19 protein-coding genes and 1 pseudogene are annotated in these 19,979 nt (G+C 64.2%); 7 read left to right on the top strand and 13 right to left on the bottom strand.

Annotation, left to right across the window (positions count from 1 at the left end; all coding sequences use genetic code 11):
* Positions 1-26 precede the first annotated feature (26 nt).
* Positions 27-1,163 (bottom strand): acyltransferase, encoded by a 1,137-nt coding sequence (locus tag F3J14_RS11925; protein WP_166723158.1) that lies wholly within the window; start codon positions 1,161-1,163, stop codon positions 27-29.
* Between the two features lie 488 nt (positions 1,164-1,651).
* Here F3J14_RS11925 and F3J14_RS11920 point away from each other — a divergent pair, with 488 nt between their 5' ends.
* Positions 1,652-2,218, top strand: coding sequence for a hypothetical protein (locus tag F3J14_RS11920; RefSeq protein ID WP_166723157.1), 567 nt, complete (start codon positions 1,652-1,654; stop codon positions 2,216-2,218).
* Positions 2,219-2,248: 30 nt separating this feature from the next.
* On the opposite strand, the gene F3J14_RS11915 is transcribed toward F3J14_RS11920, so the two are convergent.
* The gene (locus F3J14_RS11915; protein WP_166723156.1) at positions 2,249-3,124 is read right to left on the bottom strand and encodes a LysR family transcriptional regulator; all 876 of its coding nucleotides are present in this window, start codon (positions 3,122-3,124) and stop codon (positions 2,249-2,251) included.
* Positions 3,125-3,289: 165 nt separating this feature from the next.
* On the opposite strand from F3J14_RS11915, the gene F3J14_RS11910 reads away from it, so the two are divergent.
* Both F3J14_RS11910 and F3J14_RS11905 read left to right on the top strand, forming a co-directional pair.
* Positions 3,290-4,618 carry a DUF3422 domain-containing protein gene (locus F3J14_RS11910; protein ID WP_166723155.1) on the top strand — a complete coding sequence of 443 codons (1,329 nt, stop codon included), beginning with the start codon at positions 3,290-3,292 and terminating at the stop codon, positions 4,616-4,618.
* Positions 4,619-4,648: 30 nt separating this feature from the next.
* A complete protein-coding gene (locus tag F3J14_RS11905; RefSeq protein WP_166723154.1) occupies positions 4,649-4,849 on the top strand; it encodes a hypothetical protein in 201 nt (66 codons plus the stop codon).
* 108 nt (positions 4,850-4,957) lie between these two features.
* Here the strand turns inward: F3J14_RS11905 and F3J14_RS11900 are convergent, their stop codons facing one another.
* From F3J14_RS11900 to F3J14_RS11865, 8 genes and pseudogenes are all read right to left on the bottom strand, one after another.
* Positions 4,958-6,967: a DUF2235 domain-containing protein gene (locus F3J14_RS11900; protein ID WP_166723153.1), complete on the bottom strand. Its 2,010-nt coding sequence runs from the start codon at positions 6,965-6,967 to the stop codon at positions 4,958-4,960.
* Between the two features lie 15 nt (positions 6,968-6,982).
* On the bottom strand, positions 6,983-7,438 hold the full coding sequence (locus F3J14_RS11895; protein WP_166723152.1) for a DUF3304 domain-containing protein: 456 nt from the start codon (positions 7,436-7,438) through the stop codon (positions 6,983-6,985).
* 17 nt (positions 7,439-7,455) lie between these two features.
* The gene (locus F3J14_RS11890; RefSeq protein ID WP_166723151.1) at positions 7,456-7,935 is read right to left on the bottom strand and encodes a DUF3304 domain-containing protein; all 480 of its coding nucleotides are present in this window, start codon (positions 7,933-7,935) and stop codon (positions 7,456-7,458) included.
* Positions 7,936-7,952: 17 nt separating this feature from the next.
* A complete protein-coding gene (locus tag F3J14_RS11885; protein ID WP_166723150.1) occupies positions 7,953-8,432 on the bottom strand; it encodes a DUF3304 domain-containing protein in 480 nt (159 codons plus the stop codon).
* Between the two features lie 17 nt (positions 8,433-8,449).
* Complete coding sequence (locus F3J14_RS11880; protein WP_166723149.1) at positions 8,450-8,932, bottom strand: DUF3304 domain-containing protein; 483 nt, start codon at positions 8,930-8,932, stop codon at positions 8,450-8,452.
* 400 nt (positions 8,933-9,332) lie between these two features.
* Positions 9,333-10,364, bottom strand: a complete 1,032-nt coding sequence (locus tag F3J14_RS11875) for a DUF4123 domain-containing protein (protein WP_247682200.1) — start codon at positions 10,362-10,364, stop codon at positions 9,333-9,335.
* 14 nt (positions 10,365-10,378) lie between these two features.
* Positions 10,379-12,931: a type VI secretion system Vgr family protein gene (locus F3J14_RS11870; RefSeq protein WP_166723147.1), complete on the bottom strand. Its 2,553-nt coding sequence runs from the start codon at positions 12,929-12,931 to the stop codon at positions 10,379-10,381.
* A gap of 209 nt (positions 12,932-13,140) precedes the next feature.
* Positions 13,141-13,401: pseudogene (locus F3J14_RS11865) on the bottom strand (LysR substrate-binding domain-containing protein); the annotation flags it as partial.
* A 237-nt stretch (positions 13,402-13,638) separates the two neighbouring features.
* Between F3J14_RS11865 and F3J14_RS11860 the strand changes: the two are divergent.
* Positions 13,639-14,073, top strand: a complete 435-nt coding sequence (locus F3J14_RS11860; RefSeq protein ID WP_006749417.1) for a GNAT family N-acetyltransferase — start codon at positions 13,639-13,641, stop codon at positions 14,071-14,073.
* A gap of 16 nt (positions 14,074-14,089) precedes the next feature.
* Here F3J14_RS11860 and F3J14_RS11855 read toward each other — a convergent pair whose 3' ends face one another.
* On the bottom strand, positions 14,090-14,986 hold the full coding sequence (locus F3J14_RS11855; RefSeq protein ID WP_166723145.1) for a LysR family transcriptional regulator: 897 nt from the start codon (positions 14,984-14,986) through the stop codon (positions 14,090-14,092).
* Between the two features lie 125 nt (positions 14,987-15,111).
* On the opposite strand from F3J14_RS11855, the gene tam reads away from it, so the two are divergent.
* The gene (gene tam / locus F3J14_RS11850) at positions 15,112-15,903 is read left to right on the top strand and encodes a trans-aconitate 2-methyltransferase (protein ID WP_166723144.1); all 792 of its coding nucleotides are present in this window, start codon (positions 15,112-15,114) and stop codon (positions 15,901-15,903) included.
* A gap of 39 nt (positions 15,904-15,942) precedes the next feature.
* Here tam and F3J14_RS11845 read toward each other — a convergent pair whose 3' ends face one another.
* Positions 15,943-16,533, bottom strand: coding sequence for a GNAT family N-acetyltransferase (locus F3J14_RS11845; protein ID WP_011660099.1), 591 nt, complete (start codon positions 16,531-16,533; stop codon positions 15,943-15,945).
* 663 nt (positions 16,534-17,196) lie between these two features.
* On the opposite strand from F3J14_RS11845, the gene F3J14_RS11840 reads away from it, so the two are divergent.
* Both F3J14_RS11840 and F3J14_RS11835 read left to right on the top strand, forming a co-directional pair.
* Entirely contained in the window at positions 17,197-18,009 is an 813-nt protein-coding gene (locus F3J14_RS11840) for a methyltransferase domain-containing protein (RefSeq protein WP_166723143.1), read from the top strand.
* Positions 18,010-18,164: 155 nt separating this feature from the next.
* Positions 18,165-18,569 carry a nuclear transport factor 2 family protein gene (locus F3J14_RS11835; RefSeq protein ID WP_166723183.1) on the top strand — a complete coding sequence of 135 codons (405 nt, stop codon included), beginning with the start codon at positions 18,165-18,167 and terminating at the stop codon, positions 18,567-18,569.
* 135 nt (positions 18,570-18,704) lie between these two features.
* On the opposite strand, the gene F3J14_RS11830 is transcribed toward F3J14_RS11835, so the two are convergent.
* The coding region (locus F3J14_RS11830; protein ID WP_166723142.1) for an aldehyde dehydrogenase family protein at positions 18,705-19,979 on the bottom strand (1,275 nt) is incomplete at its 5' end.

Genomic DNA, 19,979 nt, shown 5'->3' with positions numbered 1-19,979 from the left:
ACCCTGCAGGTGCGTCCGGATGCTGCTCATGTCGCAGTGTCCGGCACGCGTGCCGCAGGTCGCGACGCGGCCTGCCGGATGAAGCGGTCGAGCGGCGTCGCATAGCCACGCGCGATGATCGCGCTCAAGCCGGCCGACAACACCAGGTAGGCGACGAGCAATGCGAGCTTGGCGTCGCCGTGCATGGCGGACGGCGGCCACACCGTGCGCAGCGCGCCGAGCGCGATCAGGTGGAACAGGTACAGCTCGTAGCTGAGCCGGCCGCTCCAGCGCACCGGCGCGAGCACGCGAGCCTGCACGCGCTCGCCGTGGGCATGCGCGCCGATCAGCAGCACGGCGGTGCCGAGCGCCATCGCGGATACGCCGATCACATGGCTTTGCGCAATCGGCCATGCGAGATAGAGCACGGTCATGGCGATCGCCGTCAGCCATTGAACGGGCGCGGCCGCGAGCCGCTGCCAGCCCGCGCGCCCGGCCAGCAACGCCGTGCAGCAGCCGATCGCGATGCCGTCGAAGCACGCGAAATACGCATACAGAAACCCGCTTTCGTCGCCCGCATGCGTGAAGCGGTATACGGGACCGATCGTGGCGATCGCCAGCCAGAACGCAAACAGGCGCGCGTCGCGGCGCAGCGCGATGCACAGCAGCGGAAACGACAGGTAGAACACCTCCTCGACCGACAGCGACCACAGCACGCCGAGCGCATAGTTGACCCACCCGTACGCGCCGATCAGCACGTTCATCCAGAACGTCAGCGACGCGAGATTCACGAGCCAGAACGATACGGCGACACCCTGCGGCGCGTGGTTCGCGAAGATCGGTACGCCGGCTGCCGCCAGCGTGTTGACGAACGCGAGCAGCAGGAGCAGGCACGGGACGATGCGCGCGATCCGCGAGATGTAGAACGCGCGCACGTCTACCGCGCCGAGACTGCTCCAGCGGCGGCGGGCATTCGACGTGATCAGGTAGCCGGAGATCGCGAAGAACATCGTCACGCCGTAGTTACCGTTGCGGACCACCGCATGCACGGCATCCCAGCCGACCACGCGCGCGAGAGACGTATCGCGCAGCGAATACGGAATGTTGAAGTGATGCAGCAGGACGACCAGGATCGACACCCCACGCAGCATGTCGATCCGCGCATTGCGCGGGCCGGCGCTCATTGCGGCTGCAGCGGGTGCGCGAGTGCCTGCACCGCGGGGAACGCGTCACGTGAACCGGGGCCGGCGTCGGGTTGTGCGTCGAGCAGCGTGAGGTGCCGGTGTTTCAAGCGAGACTCCATCGGATCAGGGCGTGGCTGAATTCGCCGGATGCAAGCGACGTCCGGCATCGCGGACGCCGGACGTCGAGGTTGCACACAGTGTATCGGCGCAGCGCGGGCGGTTGTCCTGTCAGCGTTGACGGGGACACCGGCAGCGCAACCCGGCCGCTACGTGCCGATCTGCCCGCATGCCGTTTTTTGCATCGCAACCCCGTTTTTTTGCACGGTATTGATGCGGTGCCTTCTAAACTGGGTTCGTCAGGCTGGGAACGCCGATTGCTTGTAGATAGGTTCGTCGCCGTTTCATCGGCCGCCGTGCTCCGCCAGCCGGTCGCGGCGGACGTTTGTGCGCCGCGTCGAATGCGGCGCTGCCTTCGCCAAGGAGGATCCATGTACCTCACGGAAGAAGTACACACCGCGCGCCCCGCTAGCCGTCGCGTGCGCGTGGTGACGCTGCCGTCGGGCAGACAGCTCGCCCGGCAGTTGCTGGTGACGGTTCGCGCGGCAGACGTGCTGCTGCGCCAGGCGATCCGGTTGCCGGATCGCCATCAATGGTCGGTCGACATCGAACGCGTCGACGCGGCCGGCGGCCCGCTGGCCGCGTGGGATTCGCATGTGACGTTTCGCATCGCGAAGGTATGCGAGCCGGCCGTCGACGCGAACACGCGTGCCGGCGATCCGGATCAGGTTGCAGTCGAGATCCGGCTGCTTCTGCCCGAGCAGGCGTATATGGGCGAGCAGCGCGTCGGCATCTTCGGTCGACGGCACGGCAACCGGTTCGGCGCGACACTGTCGGTGACGGCCGGGTCGCAGTGGGGCGGCCGACGCAACGAATGCATTCCGCCCGCCGGGCGGCATGTGCACGGCGACACGCTCGAGGCGCTCGTCGACACGGTGGCCGGCATCGTCAACGCCGCATTGCTCGCGGCCGGCCATCCTCGCCCCGGCGGTTCGTGACGGCGCGGGCGGCACGCGCCCGCCCACGCTTCAGGCATCGCCGGCCTGGCCGGTTTGCCGCTGCAGGTCTTCCATCAGCTGGTCCGCGAGAAAGTCGCATGGCGGGCGCTTCGATTTCGTGCTGCGCGCGAGGATCAGCTCGAGCGGCGGCAGGTCGGGCAACCCGTGCGAGCGGCCGAGCATCGACAGTTGCGCGGGAATCGCGCAGCGCGCGAGCGGCGCGACCGCGAGGCCGGCCTCCACCATGCTGAGCAGCCCGAGCAGGCTCGGGCTTTCATAGGAAGTCCGGAACGGCAGCTTCGCGCGTTCGAGGCTGCGGATCGCGTTCTCGCGCGCGACGCTGCCCGGCATGAACACCGCGATCGGCAGCGGCCGTTCTTCCCATACGCGCGGCCCGTTCGTCATCGCGGCCCACGCCATCGGCTCGTGGCGGATGAAGTCGCCGGACAGCCCCTTGATGCGCGTGCCGCATACGAGATCGACGGTGCCGTCCTTCAGGAGCGGCGCGAGCGCGCTGCTCGGCAGCCCGATCACCTGGATCTCGACCTTCGGATAGGTCGCCGAGAACTTCTTCAGCACCGACGGCAACAGCGACGACGCGTAGTCGTCCGGCACGCCGATGACCACCTTACCGGTCACTTCCGGCCGGACCACGGCCGCCCACGCCTCGTCGCGCAGCGCCAGCATTCGTCTGGCGAATCCCAGCAAGACCTCGCCTTCGCGCGTCAGCACGATGCTGCGCGGCTTGCGCACGAACAGCGGCCGGCCGATCGCGTCCTCGAGGCTCTTGATCTGCATGCTCACGGCCGACTGCGAGCGGTTCACCGCTTCGGCGGCGCGGGTCATGTTGCCGGTTTCCGCGACGGCGACGACGGTGGCCAGCACGTCGTGATCGAGCATCTTCATCGGTATCAGGAAAACTGAACGTAACGATCAGCATTATGCGTTTTTATTGTCGCTGTGTGTCTGCCATAGTGGAATCGACCCCGCCGTATCGTTCGTCGAAGTGGTGTGGCAATCAAGCCGGCGTGTGCCGGCATGCAGCGTTGAACAGGGAAGAGCGGTGTACCGATGATGGATCATCCGTTGCGCGCCGCACTGGCCGCCGAATTGCATGCCCGGCCATTCCTGCGGCTCGCCGAGGCCGTGTCGCTCACGCATTACGCGATCTATACGGATGGCCAGCCCGACATCCACGAAACGCTGCTGCACGCGCTGTGCCGCGACACCGGCATCGCCGTGCCGCAAGACGGCGCGACCCACTACGCGGTGCAGTCGCCGTGTGGCTGGCATCTGAAGTGGGAGCGCCACACCGAATTCTCGACCTTCACGTTCGTCGCGCCGCGTCGCGACACCGGCTATTTCGACGATCTCGCGATCGAAGGGATCCCGGCCGCATGGTTCGCGCGGCTCGCGGGCATCCGCTTCGTCGCGGTGCGCATGGAGTTGCTGTCGGGCGATGCCGCGCGGCTCGTGTGCGGCGACCTGCGCCGCTGGATCGACGGGCCCGCGCTCGTCGGCAGCAACGTGCTCGGCGGCGGCAAGGTGTTCTGCGACTGGCACGTGCGCGACGACGGCTTCATGCGCTTTCTCGTCGTCGACGAGGATTTCCGCGAGGAGCAGGGCGGGCGGCTGCTGCAGCGTCTGTATGAAATCGAGACGTACCGGATGATGGCGCTGCTCGCGTTGCCGGTCGCGCGGCGGATGAGTCGCGAACTCGACGAGATTCACGCGGCGCTGCATGCGCTGATGCAGCGGATGGACGCGAGCGGCGCCGACGGCGACGACGCGGCCCTGCTCGTGAAGCTCACGCATCTTGCGGTGCGGGTCGAAGCGCTGTCGGGGTCCGGCGGCCGCTTCAGCGCGTCGCGCGCATACGAAAAGCTCGTGCTGGCGCGCATCCACGAATTGCGCGAGGAGCGCATCGAAGGGATGCCGACGATCGCGGAATTCATGGAGCGGCGCTTCGCACCGGCGATGGAAACCTGCCGCAGCGTGTGGGCGCGTCATGAGCAGATCGCCGCGCGGATCGCGCGAGCGGTCGACCTGCTGCGCACGCGCGTGAATCTCGCGCAGGAAAAAGACGTGACGCGCCTGCTGGCCGGCATGGAGCGCACCGCGCGCAATCAGCTTCATCTGCAGCACGCCGTCGAAGGGCTGTCGGTGGCAGCCATTTCGTACTACGTGCTGTCGCTTGCGACCGCGGCGTTCAAGGCGCTGCACGTGATGAACCTGCCGGTCGATCCCGAACTGGCGGAAGGCCTGCTGATCGCGCCGGTCGTGTTCGCAGTGATTCACATCACGCGGCGCACGCGCGCGCAGCTCGCGCGGTCGGAGGCCGCGCATGACGGTGCATCCGTGCCGACGGTGCATGCGGCGGCGTTGAAGCAGGCGAATTAGAACATCAATGACATATCAAAAGGAGTGGAGATGACTTTTACGCAAACGCAAGCTCAGTTTTTCACTGGCCTCGATGGATTCGACGAGCCGGTGTGGGACGAATCCGGTTCGCCGGAAGAGGCGCGCGTGACGTCGTATCAGGCCGTGCTGCAGGAGCCGATGACGTCGCTCGTCGGCGGTACGATCGATCGGCCGGATGTCGCGGCGGTGGCGATTCTCGGGTACAACTGACGCGGAGTGGAATGTGGTCTTGATGCGGGCAAGCTGACGGTGCGTCAGCTTGCCGCGTTCGGGCGGGCGAATGGCAAGCAGACAGATTGGAGCGATGAAGCAGGCGGCTCAATCACCGGAGAGATCGCTGATTGACGCGCCATGAGGAATCTGACCGGACGTGACCTGTTTGACGTATTCGTCCTGCGCGTCCTTGATGTTCCGGGAGATGTTGCCGAGGACTTTCTTCATGTAGTCCTTGGCGGCATCAGTTTGGCGCGCGACCCAGCCTTTCTCCTCGATCTCGCGAAGCTGCATGAATACGCCGTCGCCGAGCGACACGTTGTTGAGCCGCGTAATCGTGTTGTGCACGAAGTTGTCGAAGAACGCGATCACTTCCGGTGACAGCTTCGGCGGATGTACCCATGCGGTAGCCAATGCGCGCACCGTCTTGTCCGAGATGTCGTCGACCGTGCGGCGCTCGCCGAAGGTGAGCTGCGGAACCTTGGAGTTCGGATCCTGGCTCTTGTAGTACCAGTCGCGGCCTTCGTAGTTCGGCAACCCACCGCCGTGCGGGAAGACGGCGTTGTAGACGTTGGCGTCCACGGTGTTGATGAACAGGTTGTTGCCGGTGCTTTCGTGCGCAGTGCGATCGTGGACATGACGTGCCCATGACACGAACAATTTCTGGTGTTCGAGGAAGTGCGTTTCGAGTGGGCCGTTCGATTTCGGCAGCATTGCCGTGTAGGCCGCGAAGAGGTCATTGACAGTCAGGTTCTTGCCGTTCACGTTGACCGTCTTTTGAAAATCGAATTCGCGAGCCACGCGGGGATTGGTTTGGCGAAGTTGTGAAAGAGGCTTTAACGGCACGCCGGCCGCCCAGGCTCGATCAAGCATATTGCGTGCAGATACGCGAGCCAATTCAGCCGATCTCTGATCGTCCCCTTCGCGAAATCCTCCTCCTACATCCGACTGGCTGCCTGGATAAACGATCTCAAGCAAGTTAGCATGGTCGGGCGATTTCCTAGGCGAATCCAGGTTCTTGTAAAACCGTAGCTCTGTCGCCGCAACATGGTGAACAATCGACTTGAATTCCTTCTGAAGGTCATATTCTCCAAGCGTTTGCTTGGAAAGGCTGAGAAACATGCCAAGCCCTTTGATCGAGAAGCTGATGGCCTTCCCTTCTGCGGGCACAACTCCGAGGACGGGTGCGACTACTTTGGTGAAAATCGAATCGGCGTAGGACGTCGCGACGCAATCGAATAGTCCCATGAAGTCGAATTCGACTGGTATTCCATCGTAAGTTACTTTTCCGCCTTCTTGTTTACATACTTTTCCGACGAGTTCGTTGGCAAATTTGCGGGCGAGAATGCCGCCGCGGTCATACCCAAAGACTGCAACGCGTATCCGCTTGATTTCTCGTGGATCCTTCTGTGCCCGTGCGACATTGGCTTTGAAGTCAGTAATCGCTTGCATGAAACGGACATTGAAACCTGTTCCCATGTAGCCTGACGCGTACTCGTTGTCACGTACCGGCTGAATCGAATCCGCAAGAATACCAACCCCTACGGGGAGAAGATCCATGCCGACCTTCTTGACCGTCAGCGACTCCCTCAGGTTTTGCTTGATGGTTTCGGGCGCTTTATTGATGCCTTCAACGATGGCGGAATAACCTCGAGCTACGAGCGTTTTGCTAGCCGGGCCGTCCAGGGCAGCTTTGCCAATACCACTTGCGACCTTCTTTGCCGGGCTATTTATGAATTTACCCTTGGCTTCTTTTGCGAGTGCGGAAGCGGTATCACTTGCGGCCTTTCCAATCATACCGACCGTTTGATTCGACAGATCGCGGCCCATGCCTTCGTAGTACATCGCATAGATCCCACGACTGTTATCAGTTTCCTCGTGAGCCCTGAACAGGCGAGCGATGTTCGAAAGGTGGTCATCGTCTTGAAGACTTTGCGCGAAGCCATCAAAGAAAAAACTCTGATAGATCTCTTGATGGCATCGGAAGCACGGGGTCGGTTCTGCGGATGGTAGTGCTGTGCTGACGCTCGCGGCACGTGCAGCACGAGATGCGCCGGAACCTCTGTCGGATGAAACGGGTTGGGCGCCTTGGGCGGCTATTGTGTCGTTTGGCATGCTTCCCTCGCGAATTTAGTTCGTGTTGGGGATGTGCGGATCGGTCGGATAATCGACCCACTGTGCTTCGATTTTTCGACCGGGGAGGAAGTGGAATTCAATATATCCTTGGGATTTGTTCGGCAAGGACGGTACCGGAATGTTCGTTTCGTAGACGTCGGACGGTAAGTTGTTCTTGTACTGATCCTGGGTCAACTCGTACTCGATCTTGATGTGCCAGATCTTTTTGCCGCGTGGTATGTCCATGCAGCATACGGATTTTCCACCGCCGCCGGGTTTGTGGGCGGTAGAACCACCTGCTCCAAACCCGTCGATCGTGAAACTGTAGATGCTTCTGTCGGTATAGTTGTAACCGATGACATGGTATGGCCCGTAGCTCGCTGTTTGTGCATGCACCCACCACGCACCACCGAGCAGCAGCACGGCGATCGCGAGCGGGTGACGAATGAGACGGCGAAGGAAATTCAGCATGTCGTTGTTCCTGTCATTCAGTTCGTCGTGGACGAAGCCTTGTTCGTTGTCTTCATGTTGCCGGGACCGGTCGGATAGTCTACCCATTGCGCTTCGATTTTTCGGCCGGGTAGAAAACGAAACTCGATATAGCCGTCGTGTTTGTTTGGTAACTGCGGTACGGCGATGTCCGTCTCGTAGATTTCTGGTGACAGGTTCTTGGCATCTTCCTCGGGCGTCAGGTCATAGGTGACCTTGAGATGCCAGGTCTTCTTGTTGCGGGGTACGTCCACGCAACAGACCGTACCGCCGCTCCCGCCGAACTGGCGGGCACGCACGCTACCGGCGCCGAAGCCGTCGACTACGAAGTTGTAGACGCCACGATCGGTGTAGTTGTAACCCGTCACGCGATAAGGCCCGTAGCTCTCCGTCTGCGCATGCACCCACCATGAACCCGCGAGCAGTAGCGCCGCGAGCGCGATCGGGTTACGAATGAGGCGGTGCAGAAAATTCAACATGTCGATGTTCTTGCCACTCAGTTCGTCGCGGACGACGCATTACTCGTTGTATTCGAGTTCCGTGGGTCTGTCGGGGACTCGACCCATTTGGCTTCGATCTTGCGGTCGGGCAGGAAATGGAATTCGATGTATCCGCCGTGTTTATTGGGCAGCGACGGGACAGGAATGTCAGTTTCGTATACGTCGTTCGGCAAATCTTTTTTGTACTGCTCCTGTGTCAGTTCGTAGGCGATCTTGATATGCCACATTTTCCCGTTTCGCGGCACGCTCATGCAACATACCGTTCCTCCACCGCCACCGGATTCATGCGCGTTGACACCGCCGGCTCCGAATCCATCGATCGTAAAAAGCGCAATGCTTCGATCGGTGTAGTTGAAACCCACGACGCGATAAGGACCGTAGCTTGCCGTCTGCGCGTGCGCACCCCATGAACCCGCGAGCAGCAATGCCGAGATCGCGATCGGGTTACGAATGAGGCGATGAAGAAAATTCAACATGTCGATGCTCCTGCCACTCAGTTCGCAGACAACGCATCGCCCGTTGTATTCGGGTTGCGTGGATCTGTCGGGGATGCCGCCCATCGCGCCTCGATCTTATGTTCCGGTCGGAAGTAAAACTCGATATACCCGCCATGCTTGTCGGGAAGCGGCGGAATGGCGATGTCCGTTTCGAAAACGTCGTTAGGCAGGTTGTTCCTGTACTGCTCGGGCGTCAATTCGTACCGAAGCTTGATGTGCCAGGTCTTCTTGTTGAGCGGGACTTCCATGCAGCACACGGTCCCACCGCCACCACCGGGTTCGTGTGCGCGAACGTTACCTGCACCAAATCCGTCAATGTTGACTCTGTAGATACTGCGATCGGCGAAGTTGTATCCGATGACGCGGTATGGGCCATAGCTCTGAATCTGAGCATGCACCCACCACGCGCTACCGAGTAGCGCGACGGCGACCACGATCGGTTCGCGAACGATACGGCGCATCACGCTCAACATGTCCATGATTCCATCGATCGATCCATCAAATTCGCCCGTCTAGCGGGTGTCCGGAACATGCGCGTCGATCCGGCGAGCAACCCATTGCGAGACAGTTTTCCTGTCGGGAAGAAAGTGGAACGCAACGTATCCGCGATGCTTGTCCGGCAGTGCGGGTATCGGAATATCTGTCTCGTAAACTTCATTCGGTCGATTTCTTTGCGCCTCTTCGCGAGTCAGGTCGTACACGATCCGGATGTGCCAGGTTTCTTTCCCGGCGGTACCTCGAGACAGCATACGATGCCGCTGCCGCATTGGGACTCGTTCGCATACGCGCGTCACAGGCCACCCGCGATCATCACCGCCATTGCGATCGACCGATGAGTCGCACGACGCATTCCGCTCAACATTCCCATTCCCCCGCCATTCAACCGACATCAGGCAGTACACCCACCGCCGCCATCGTCGCCGGTTGCCGTTCGGCTGCATAGCCGGCCAGCGGATGCCCGTCCAGCAGTTCCGTCCATACTTCCGTATCGACATCGCCGAGCGACTCCGACAACGGCGGCGCATTATCCCCGCGCGCCGCGATCTTCCCGGCAATCGCCGGATGCACGTCGAACGCCGGATGCACGTTCATCCCGACGAGCACGAAGTACGCGAGATCGTTCTCGTTCACGAGCCCATGCCGGCTCCGCGCTCGGGCGACCAGGTCCTTCACGTAGCGAACGCCCCAACGGTCCGGGACCGCCGACATCGGCGGCAGGAATTCGTCGCGCAACTGGAAATAGAGCGTCTCGGCGAACCCTTCGCTGGCGAGCGCGTCGTATTGCGCGCCCGTGAACACGATCGGTGTCGCGGCGGGCGCCGGCAGCGGCCCTCGCTCGTCGCCCGCCACGGCCTCCCACGGATCGAACCGGTAACGCAGTTCGACGAACGCTGCCAGCAGTTCGCGGCGCTGCGCGGGCGTCAGGATTGGCAGGAGGTTCTCGAGGACCGACGGATCGTAGTAGCGCAGCAAGGCCTGTCGCGTATCGGGCAGCGTGACCTCGGCAAGCGGATGCAGATAGGCCGCGAGTTCGGACACCGCATGACCCGTCGCGAGCCACACGACGAGATCCGACTCGCCGCCGGCATTCAGCAGGTCCAGCATCATCGCGTGCGACGCCTCGTCGTCTGCGCTCAGGTCGAGCAGGAACGGACCGATTTCAGGTCGCGACGCCTCGAGCATCGTGTCGGGGTACAGCGATTGCCATGCAAGGCCCCGCGCACGCGCGGCGTCGAGCATGGTGTCGTCCAGCGCGCCGTCGACGAGCGCGATCAGACGCAACGGGCGCGTGTGCCCGGTCTGCCGCGTGCGATGCCAGTCGCGCAGGTCGTCGTGCCGTTGCGCGGCACTCGTGCGCGGCCATTGCGCCGGCAGCGGCAGCGCGCGCGTCAGATCGCGAAACGGCTTCATGGAGGCTGCGTCGTTCATGTGCGGGGCGTCAGTGCGGACTTCATTTTCGCGGCGCTGCGACGGCATTCCGAACATACGCCTTCGGGCAGGCGCGGCAGCGGATAGTCGAGGCTGGTCGGGCCCGAGAAGCTGTGGTTGCCTCCCTTGAAATCCACCTTGCCGGGCGCGTGGATCTCGATGCTACCGTTACCGATGCGAATGTATGCACCGCCGGAGGTCAACAGAATCGGCTGCTTCGATGCGATGTCGACCTGCGCCGTGGCGGCGACGACCTTCACTGTCTTCTGCGCAGTGAGCTGCACGTCGTCGTCATGCGCGCGGATCTCGACCTTGCCCTTGCCGGCAAACAGCTTGATTCCCGAGTTCTGCGCGAACAGGCTCACCGACGAGATCACGCTCGCGATCAGCGATTTTCCGACTGCGATGTGCGTGCTCTGGCCGCTGACGACATTGACGTGCTTGTCCGCGACCATCTGCAGCGACTGCTGGCTGGCCATCCCGATGCCGGCCGGACTGCCGAACAGCATCACGGGCTGCGCGAACGCGTTCGCGTTGCCGGTGCCGCCACCCGCCGTGCGTCCGCCCGATGCCGCGCCGGACACGCTCTGCTGCGTTGCGTCGGTGAACGTCTTCAGCGCATCGCGACCGGGCTGCAGCGTGTCGGCCTGATGGGCTTCGCTCGCGCCGGACAACGATTCGAGCAGGCTTTCGCCGCCGACGAGCTGTTGCTGCGCCTCGCGGACGTCGAGCGGCTGGCTCGACACGGTCTTCGGATGCGTCGTGACGTACAGGCCCTGGCTCGCGCGCACGGCGCCGTAGGCATCGGACCGCAGGTCGAAGCCGCTGCCGACGTAAGCGCCGCGCGTATTGCCGGACTGCTCGATCAGATAACCGATGTGCAGTGCGCTGTTCGCCGTGCTGCTGTGGAGCTGCGCGCGGTTCTGCCCGGTTGCGTCGTCCATCACGAGCTGGTTGTAGCCGCTGCCCGCGTATTCCTTCGAACGGAAGCCGGATAGCAGGCCGTAGGTATGCCACTGCGGTTTGGTCGCGCCGTTGTAGAGACGGGCCGTGACGATCGGCCGGTCGCAGTCGCCGGACATCCAGTCGACGATCACCTCCTCGCCGATGCGCGGCACGTGTACGCTGCCGTACCCGCCGCCCGTGTCCGACGATGCGACGCGAAGCCAGCACGATGCGCGCTCGCCGCCTTCGTTAAGGCGATCCCAGTGGAACCGGACCTTGATGCGGTTCAGTTCGTCGGTATGTACTTCCTCGCCCTTGGGGCCGGCGACGGTTGCGGTCTGCAGGTGCATCTCGGGCTTCGGATGTTCGAACGGACTGCGGAACGGCACCGCCTGGCGCTGGGCTTCGACCTCGACGAGATAGAAACCCTCGCTGCCGTCGGCGTGGCGTACGGTCATCGCGCTGACCGCGTCGCCGAGCTGCGCCTGCATTGCGTCGAAGCGCGCGGCCAACCCGTGTGGAAACTGCGACGGCGTGGCCGGAATGTTGTTCCTGATCCACCAGACCGTCTCGACGACGGCAAACCGGTTGCCGTCATGTTCGGCGGGCGGATGCGCGGGATGGTCGGTCAGTTCGAACACCCGGCCCGCATCGATGCCGCGCATGCCGCCGATGCCGTGGAACCGCTTTGCGCGCGATTCCCATTCTTCCATCCGGATGGTCGACTGACGGTTGCCGTCACCTTGGGGGCCATACGTATAGGCGCCCGTGTAAGTGTAGACCTCGGCCTGATCAGGCAACTCACCCTGGTCCGGCCTGGTCGGGACGTCGGTGCTTTTTGGGTTGAGTGCGGTGCCGGGTGACTTGTAGTCGAACGTGCGCGTCGTGTAACGGCTGCTTTGCAGTGTGCGCGTGCTGGACCACTCGGCGAGAGCTTGGCTGTCGTCGCCCGAGGCGGTGCGCTGGAATGGCACGCGGGCAGGCGTGGCGGCTGGCAACGAGTGCAAGGAATCGGTGATCACCAGCGTATGGTGCGAGCCGTCCGGAGCCTGCTCGAAATAGCCGAACAGGCCTTCGTCCTCGAGCAGACGATGGACGAAATGCCAGTCGTCCTCGAATTGCATGCAGAACGAACGGTTTCGCAGCGGTGCGGAGAGCGCGAAACGGAACATGCCGCCGGCTTGCGGATGCTGGTTGAATACGTCGGTAATGATTTCGTCGGCGGTGCGGTCCTGCCAGATGCGCTGGTCGCGGCGGTATCGGAGAAATCCGACCCACGACATGAAACGAATCTGGTATGCGGTGATGCCGCCGTCGAAGCCGAGCCGACGCGCGGTCTGCACATAGCCATGCCACGGAAGGTAGCTGTCGCCTTGCTGTTGGATCCACAGCGTGACGGGCTGCGCGATCAGTTTCTTCAGCTCGACGTTGTCGCGGGTCGAGACGGCGTCTACCGTCAACGTGAATTCACGGCCGAGCCGCGACGCGCCATGGACGGTCTGGGGCAGCAGCACATTGTCGCCCAGCGGTGTATCGAGCTTGAGCAGACGACCTTGCTGAAACAGGCCGCCGGCGATCGCGCGAACGAGTTCTTGTGAATTCATCGTCGTGGCCCTCTTGGATCGAGAACGATGAGTTGGCGACTTTATCGTCGCATTTGTCGTAGGAATGCTCTCGGTAGGTGATTTTACCGGATAAATCGCATCATTTCGGTATCGAAGCCATCGGATTTATTGGGGGACCGATTTCGCGTCAGCGTTGGCAGCCGGGGACACCGGCGGCGGCCTCTCACAATCGCTCACTGCCTGTCGCCTCAGTCATGCTGAGCGCCCGACCGCCTCGGCGCGCTGCGCCCCTTGCGCTGCAGCAACACGGCCATACGCCGCGGCACCGCTGGTTCCAGCGCCACGGCGACGAGATCCCCATGCTCGGTGGCGATCGTCGCGGGTAACAGCGTCGCGAAATTCGCGCGGCGCACGATCTCGATCATTGCGCCGATCCGGGTTGCCTCCATCAGCACGCGCGGCCGCACGTCGTGCTCGCGGAAATAGCGATCGATCTGCCCGCGCATCGCATCGCGGAGCGCCCTGGCCGGCCGTGAGTTTTTTCGCGAACGCACCGGCAGTCCACGACGAGCGCGCGCGTTCGACGAGCAGCGTCTGCACTTCGCAGTGACGTAAGCCGCGCGGACGTCGCGAGCGCCCCGCCAGGGCCGGCTCGCGTCGCGCAAACGCCTGACGCGCTATAGTCGTGCGACACCCGCTGCGATGCTCCGCACGTCCGGCTGTCCATTCACGCACGCCTTCATTCCATGACCGCGCATCCCGCCGTTTCCCTTCAGCTGACCGACACCGAACAGCCGGCCGCCCGCGACTTCATCAGTCGCAAGCTCGGCGAATTCAATCACGCGATGACGGGCCGCGCCGATACGGCGGCGCTCGACGTCTACGTGACCGATCCCGCGACCGGCGAGGTATTGGGCGGCCTCACCGGCCGGACGTCGCTCGGCCTGTTCTTCATCGATCTCTTCTACCTGCCGGAATCGCTGCGCGGTGGCGGCTTCGGCAGCCGGCTGCTGCGCGAGGCCGAAGCGGAGGCGAAGCGGCGCGGCTGCGCCCGCGCGGTGCTTTACACGATCACGTTCCAGGCGCCGGATTTCTACCGGAAGCACGGGTACGAGGTGTTCGGCGAAGTGCCGTGCGAGCCGGAAGGCGCGGCGCGCGTGTTCATGGTCAAGACGCTTTGAGCGACGTTGCCTGACGTCACCGCCCCGGCGTCGCGCGCTCGACGATCATGTCGTACAGCGCCTGCGCCGCGGGCGACAACTGCGCGGCCTTGCGCTTGACAAGCACAAGCGTGCGCGACACCGACGGTTCGACGAGCTCGATCGTGCGGATCATCGGATACGCGTTCTTCTGGATCGCGAGCTTCGGCACCACGGCCGCGCCAAGGCCTTCCGCGACGAGCCCGAGCGCGGTCGAACTGCGCTGCACCTCGTAGAACGAATGCAGCGACACGCCGCTCGTCTTCAGCGCGCCTTCGAGCAGCCCGCGATTGCCGCTCACTTCGCCCGCAAATATCAGCGGATGCGGCTGCAGCGCCGCCCAGCGGATCCGCCGCCGCTTCGCCAGCGGATGATCGTCGCGGCAGACGAGCACGTACGGATCGTGCGTGAGCGGCACGCTGACGAGTTCGGGATGCTGGTCGCCGGCGATGCTGATCCCGAATTCCGCTTCACGCCGCAGCACGGCTTGCAGCACCGACGCCGATGCATGATCGAGGATCTTCACGCGATCGTGCGGCCGGTGCCCGGAGAACGCGCGCAGAATGCGGGGCAGGTACTGCACGCCGACCGTCGGCACGCACGCGATCGTCACGTCACCGCGCTGGCTCAGGCCCGTTTCGCGGATTTCGGTCAGCGCATCCGACAGCTCGTTCAGCAGCCGGCGCGCCTGCGGCAGGAAACGTCGGCCGATTTCGGTGAGGGTGGTGCGGCGCGTCGTGCGCTCGACCAGCGAGACGCCGAGAAACGACTCGAGCTTGCGCAGCCGTTGCGTGATCGCCGTTTGCGTGACGTGCAGCGTGTCGGCGGCCTGCCGGAAGCTGCCGCCATCGGCGATCGCGACGAAAGCCTGGACACCAAGCGTATCGATTTTCATCAGAAATATGAATCAATAGCGATATTGAATTCATTTTACTGACGAACGCCGAAATCGCAGAATGTGCTGCATCGACGGCTGTCGATCCCCCGACCACGCCGTCCACGCCAATCAGGAGGCCTACCGTGACGACCCCACTCGATCAATACGCGAGACAGTACGTGCGATTCGAAGACGAGCGCACGCGGCCTGTCCGCGACCTGCTGGCCGCGGTGCCCGATACGCCGATCCATACCGCGATCGACATCGGCTGCGGGCCCGGCAATTCGACCGAGGCGCTGATCGCGCGTGCGCCCCACGCGACGGTCCGCGGCATCGACGCGTCGCCGGACATGATCGCGGCTGCACGCAAGCGCCTGCCCGCGCTGCGTTTCGATCTCGCGGATGTCACCACGTGGGACGATCCGGGCGGCTACGACCTGATCCTGTCGAACGCGGTGCTGCAGTGGGTGCCCGCGCACGACACGCTGTTTCCGTCACTCGTCGGCTGGCTCGCGCCGGGCGGCCATCTCGCGGTACAGATGCCCGACAACCTCGACGAACCCGCCCACCGGCTGATGCGCGAAGTGGCCGCGGCCGGGCCGTGGGCGGACAAGCTGAAAGACGCCGCGCGCACCGAGCGGTTCGATGCACGGTACTACTACGCGTTGCTGTCGCCGATGTGTTCGCGGGTCGATGTATGGCGCACGACTTACTACCATCCGCTGAGCGGCGGCGCCGATGCGGTCGTCGAATGGTTCAAGGGCAGCGCGCTGCGGCCGTTTCTCGCGGCGCTGGACGACGACAGCGAACGCGACGCGTTCCTCGCGCGCTATCGCGATGCGCTCGCTGGACCGAACGGCTATCCGGTGCTCGACGACGGCACCGTGCTGCTGCCGTTCCCGCGGCTGTTCATCGTCGCGACGCGGAAGTCATGAAAAAGTAGGACTGGTGTCGGGGCGGTAGGTTGTAGCACGTCAGGACAGCGGCCGCATCGATTCCGGATCGACTGTCCGGCTCTTCGCGGTCTGCCCGTCGCGCAGATCCTTGTACCAGAAGAGGGCGACTTCCCCGTCGTTCACGCCGTCGGCGTACAGGAAGCGGTCGTGGCCGCCTACGACGAAGCCCGCACGGGCGTACGTGCAGCAGGCCGCGACGTTGTTCGCCTGCGTTTCCAGCCGCATGAAGCCGAACCCGCGGCTGCGTGCCCACGCTTCCGCGGCCGCCAGCAGGTACTGGCCGATCCCTTGCCGCCGGCACGCGCGATCGACCGCGAGTTCTGCGATCTCGGCCATCCCGTTCCAGCTTTCGGTGATCGCGACGAATCCCGCGAGGCGCCCGCCCGCGGTCGCGCGGAACAGCGCGGTGCCACCGCACGCCTCGCGCGCCCAGCCGGCTGGGTCGAAGCCGTAGTCCTTGCGTCGCACGGGCAGCGCGCGCAAATCGAGCAGATCCCGGTACGGCGCATTCAGTTCCCACGCGATCTCGAACGAGAAGTCGCATCCGTTCAGTTCGTCGGCGGGTAGATCGACCGCCTGTTCGATGCTGATGTGCTCGGCTCGGTCCATGTGTCGGTGTCCTGTCTCGAGTGGCTGCGCTCGCACAATGCCTTCCCCCCGCGGCGCCGTTCAACGCCCGATTATGCGGGATATCGGCGCGGACCCCGCCGCAGGTCGGTTGCTACCATCGGATTGAGATTTGTCGAAGGTGCTGCACGTTCCTTTGGAAGAAGGTAGAGAGGAATCCGAATAATCGTTTTCCACTTGATGACAACTCAACCACCGTCGCACGCGAAGATCGAGCGGCAGCAGGCACGCCTGCACGAGACGAGCAGGGAGCGCGATGCCGCGCTGAAGGCGGTGCGCGGCGAGGCGCGATCCGTCGGCGTGCGGGGCATGGCGTGTCTCCGGAAGAGGGGCTGATATCGATATATTCTATGGGATATAACGAAAGCGCAGCGAACGCGTTTTGCGGATTTCGATCGATGTCGCTGACCGATCCGTTGCTGTGACACGTTTCCCCGGAAAGCGCGACCTTCGGCATGCATCCGTCGCCCGCACCGTTCGGCAGTTCCAACGCCTATCATGTATGAAGCCGGTCCTGCTCGGGCATGCGCGGCCGCCGCGCCGGCCGCCCAGGGACGAGCAGGTCGAAAGCCTGCCGGCATGGCCTGGTTGACCTGGAACGCACGCGCAAACGAACGCGTCGCTCGACGCTTGCAAGGGGGTGTGATGACCGATCGCGACGAGGTGTTCGCGGGCTCGATCCCGGCGTTCTACGACACGCTGATGGTCCCGCTGATCTTCGAGGCCTATGCCGTCGACGTGGCGGAACTCATCGCCGCTTTCTCGCCCGGCTCGGTGCTCGAAACGGCCGCCGGCAGCGGCGCGCTCACGCGGGCGCTCGCGGCGCGACTCGGCCCTCACGTGCGCTACGCGGTGACCGATCTCAACCAGCCGATGCTCGACTATGCCGTCTCCAGACAGGGGCCCGACAGCCGTATCGAATGGCGGCGGGCCGACGCACTCGAACTGCCGTTCGACGACGCGTCGTTCGACGTCGTCTGCTGTCAGTTCGGCGCGATGTTCTTTCCCGACCGGGTCGCCGGCTATGCGGAGGCGAAGCGTGTTCTGGCGCCGGGCGGGCGCTTCGTCTTCAGTGTCTGGGATCGCATCGAGGAAAACGCCTTTGCCGACGAAATCACCCACGCCGTCGCGGCGCTGTTTCCGCACGACCCGCCGCGATTTCTCGCCCGCACGCCGCACGGCTATCACGATATCGCGCTGATCCGCGAGGAGCTACTCCGTGCGGGCTTCGCCGACGTGGACATCGCGACGCGCGAGAAGACCAGTTGCGCGGCATCGGCACGCGATGCCGCCACCGCCTATTGTGTGGGAACGCCGCTGCACGACGAAATCGTCGCGCGCGATGCCGGCTTGCTTGAACGGGCGGTGGACCGCGCGACCGAGGCCATTGCCGCTCGCCACGGCGACGGGCCGGTGGTCGGCAAGATACAGGCGCATGTGATCGTGGCGGCCGGATAGCGGTACCGCGAATTCTCATACCGTCATACCAAATCCATGCTAGCCGATTGCTCGCGAACCCTGTGCGTGGCGTTCCGCGGTTCGACTATGCTGAATTGTCTGCGGCCGGATTTGCGCGCCGCAACGCGGCGAACCGGCGATGGCGGGAGGGCGCGATGAGCGGGCAAAGCAATGTGCAACTGGTGCAAGAGGCGTACGCGGCGTTCGGCAGGGGCGATATCGGCGGCGTCCTGCAGACGCTGTCCGAAAACATCGACTGGTTCATCCCGGGGCCGGCCGACGTCGTACCGTTCGTCGGCAGGAGACGCGGGCCGCGGGAGGTCGCGACGTTCTTTGCTGCGCTTGCGTCGACGCAGACCGCGGAACGGTTCGAGCCGCTCGAGTTCATCGCCAGCGGCAACCGGGTCGTCGTGCTCGGCACGCAGCGCTGGCATGTCCTGTCGACCGGGCGCACCTACGAGGATGACTGGGTGCACCTGTTCACGATCCAAAGCGGGAAGATCACGACGTTTGCCGAGTACCACGACACCGCCGCCGAAGCGGCCGCTCACCGATACTGACGACCGCCATCCGTTTTGAGCGAACCGCCGTCGGGCTATCCAGCATTTCCCGCCATTCCGCAAAGTCCCTCCAAAAAAATGGCGACGCCGCCCAACCGGGCACGGCGTCGCCAACGGCCTGAACGGCCGCCCTGGTCAATCGATCGCGCGCATCGCGTGGCGCAGTTCCTGATAGCTGCGCAGGCCCGTCACGCCGAGTTCGCGGCCGATTCCGCTGAGCCCGAAGCCGCCCCAGCACACCTGTGGATAGATCAGTTGCGGCGCGTTGATCCACACGAGCCCGGCGCGCACGCGCGCCTGGAATTGCTTCGCCACGGCTGCATCGCGCGTCACGACGGTCGCGACGAGCCCGTAGCGCGTGTCGTTCGCGAGCGCGATCGCCTCATCGTCGGTGCGGAACGACTTCACGCACGCGACCGGACCGAACACTTCATCGGTCCACAGCAGGTTGTCGGCATCCGGTTCCGCGACCACGACGGGCGCCATGAAAAAGCCGTTGCCGCCGCCCTCGGCGACGCGCCCGCTGAACGCGACCCGCGCACCGGCCGCGATGCCTTGCTCCAGCATCGCCTCGACGCGCGCGCGCTGCGCGGCCGAGATCATCGGGCCCATCGTGACCTGCCCGGTGGCGGGCGGCGCGACGACGAGCGCGCGCACGGCCGTCTCGAACGCGGCCATGAAGCTGCGGTAGAGGCTGTCGTGCACGAGGATGCGCGCGGTGGCCGAGCACATCTGGCCCGCGTTCGTGAACGCGCCGGCGACGGCGAGCGACACGGCGACGTCGAGATCGGCGTCGTCGCGCACGATCAGCGATGACTTGCCGCCGAGTTCGAGCGTCACGCGCTTCATGTCCTCGGCTGCGGCCTGCATGACCTTGCGCCCGGCAGCCGTGCTGCCGGTAAACGAGATCTTGTCGATCAGCGGATGCGCGGTCAGCGCCGCGCCGACCTCGGCGCCGCCGTTCACGACGTTGACGACACCATCCGGCACGCCGGCTTCGGCGATCAGGTCGAGCAGCGCGTGCTCGGTCGGCGACGTCAGTTCGGACGGCTTGAGCACGACCGTGCAGCCGGCCGCGAGCGCGGGCGCGAGCTTCCACGCGGTCGTGACCATCGGGAAGTTCCACGGCACGATCAGCGCGGCGACGCCGAGCGCGTCGTAAAAGCGCTCGGCCGCGACGGCGTCGCTCGGCAGTGCGACCGCCTCGGCCGCGAACAGCGCGGAGTCGTCGCACAGCTGCGCGTAGTACGCGAACGTCGCGGCGACGTCGCCAACGTCGGCGTCCGCTTCGAACGGCGGCTTGCCGCTCACCTGCATCTGCAGCGCCGCGAGGCGCTCGCGGTTGGCCTCGACGCGCTCGGCGATCTTCGCGAGCACGCGGCCGCGCGCGGCGGGCGGCGTGTCGCGCCA

The organism is Burkholderia sp. Tr-862, assembly GCF_011753085.1.
Classification (GTDB): domain Bacteria; phylum Pseudomonadota; class Gammaproteobacteria; order Burkholderiales; family Burkholderiaceae; genus Burkholderia; species Burkholderia ambifaria.
This window is presented reverse-complemented; position numbering and strand designations above follow the sequence as displayed.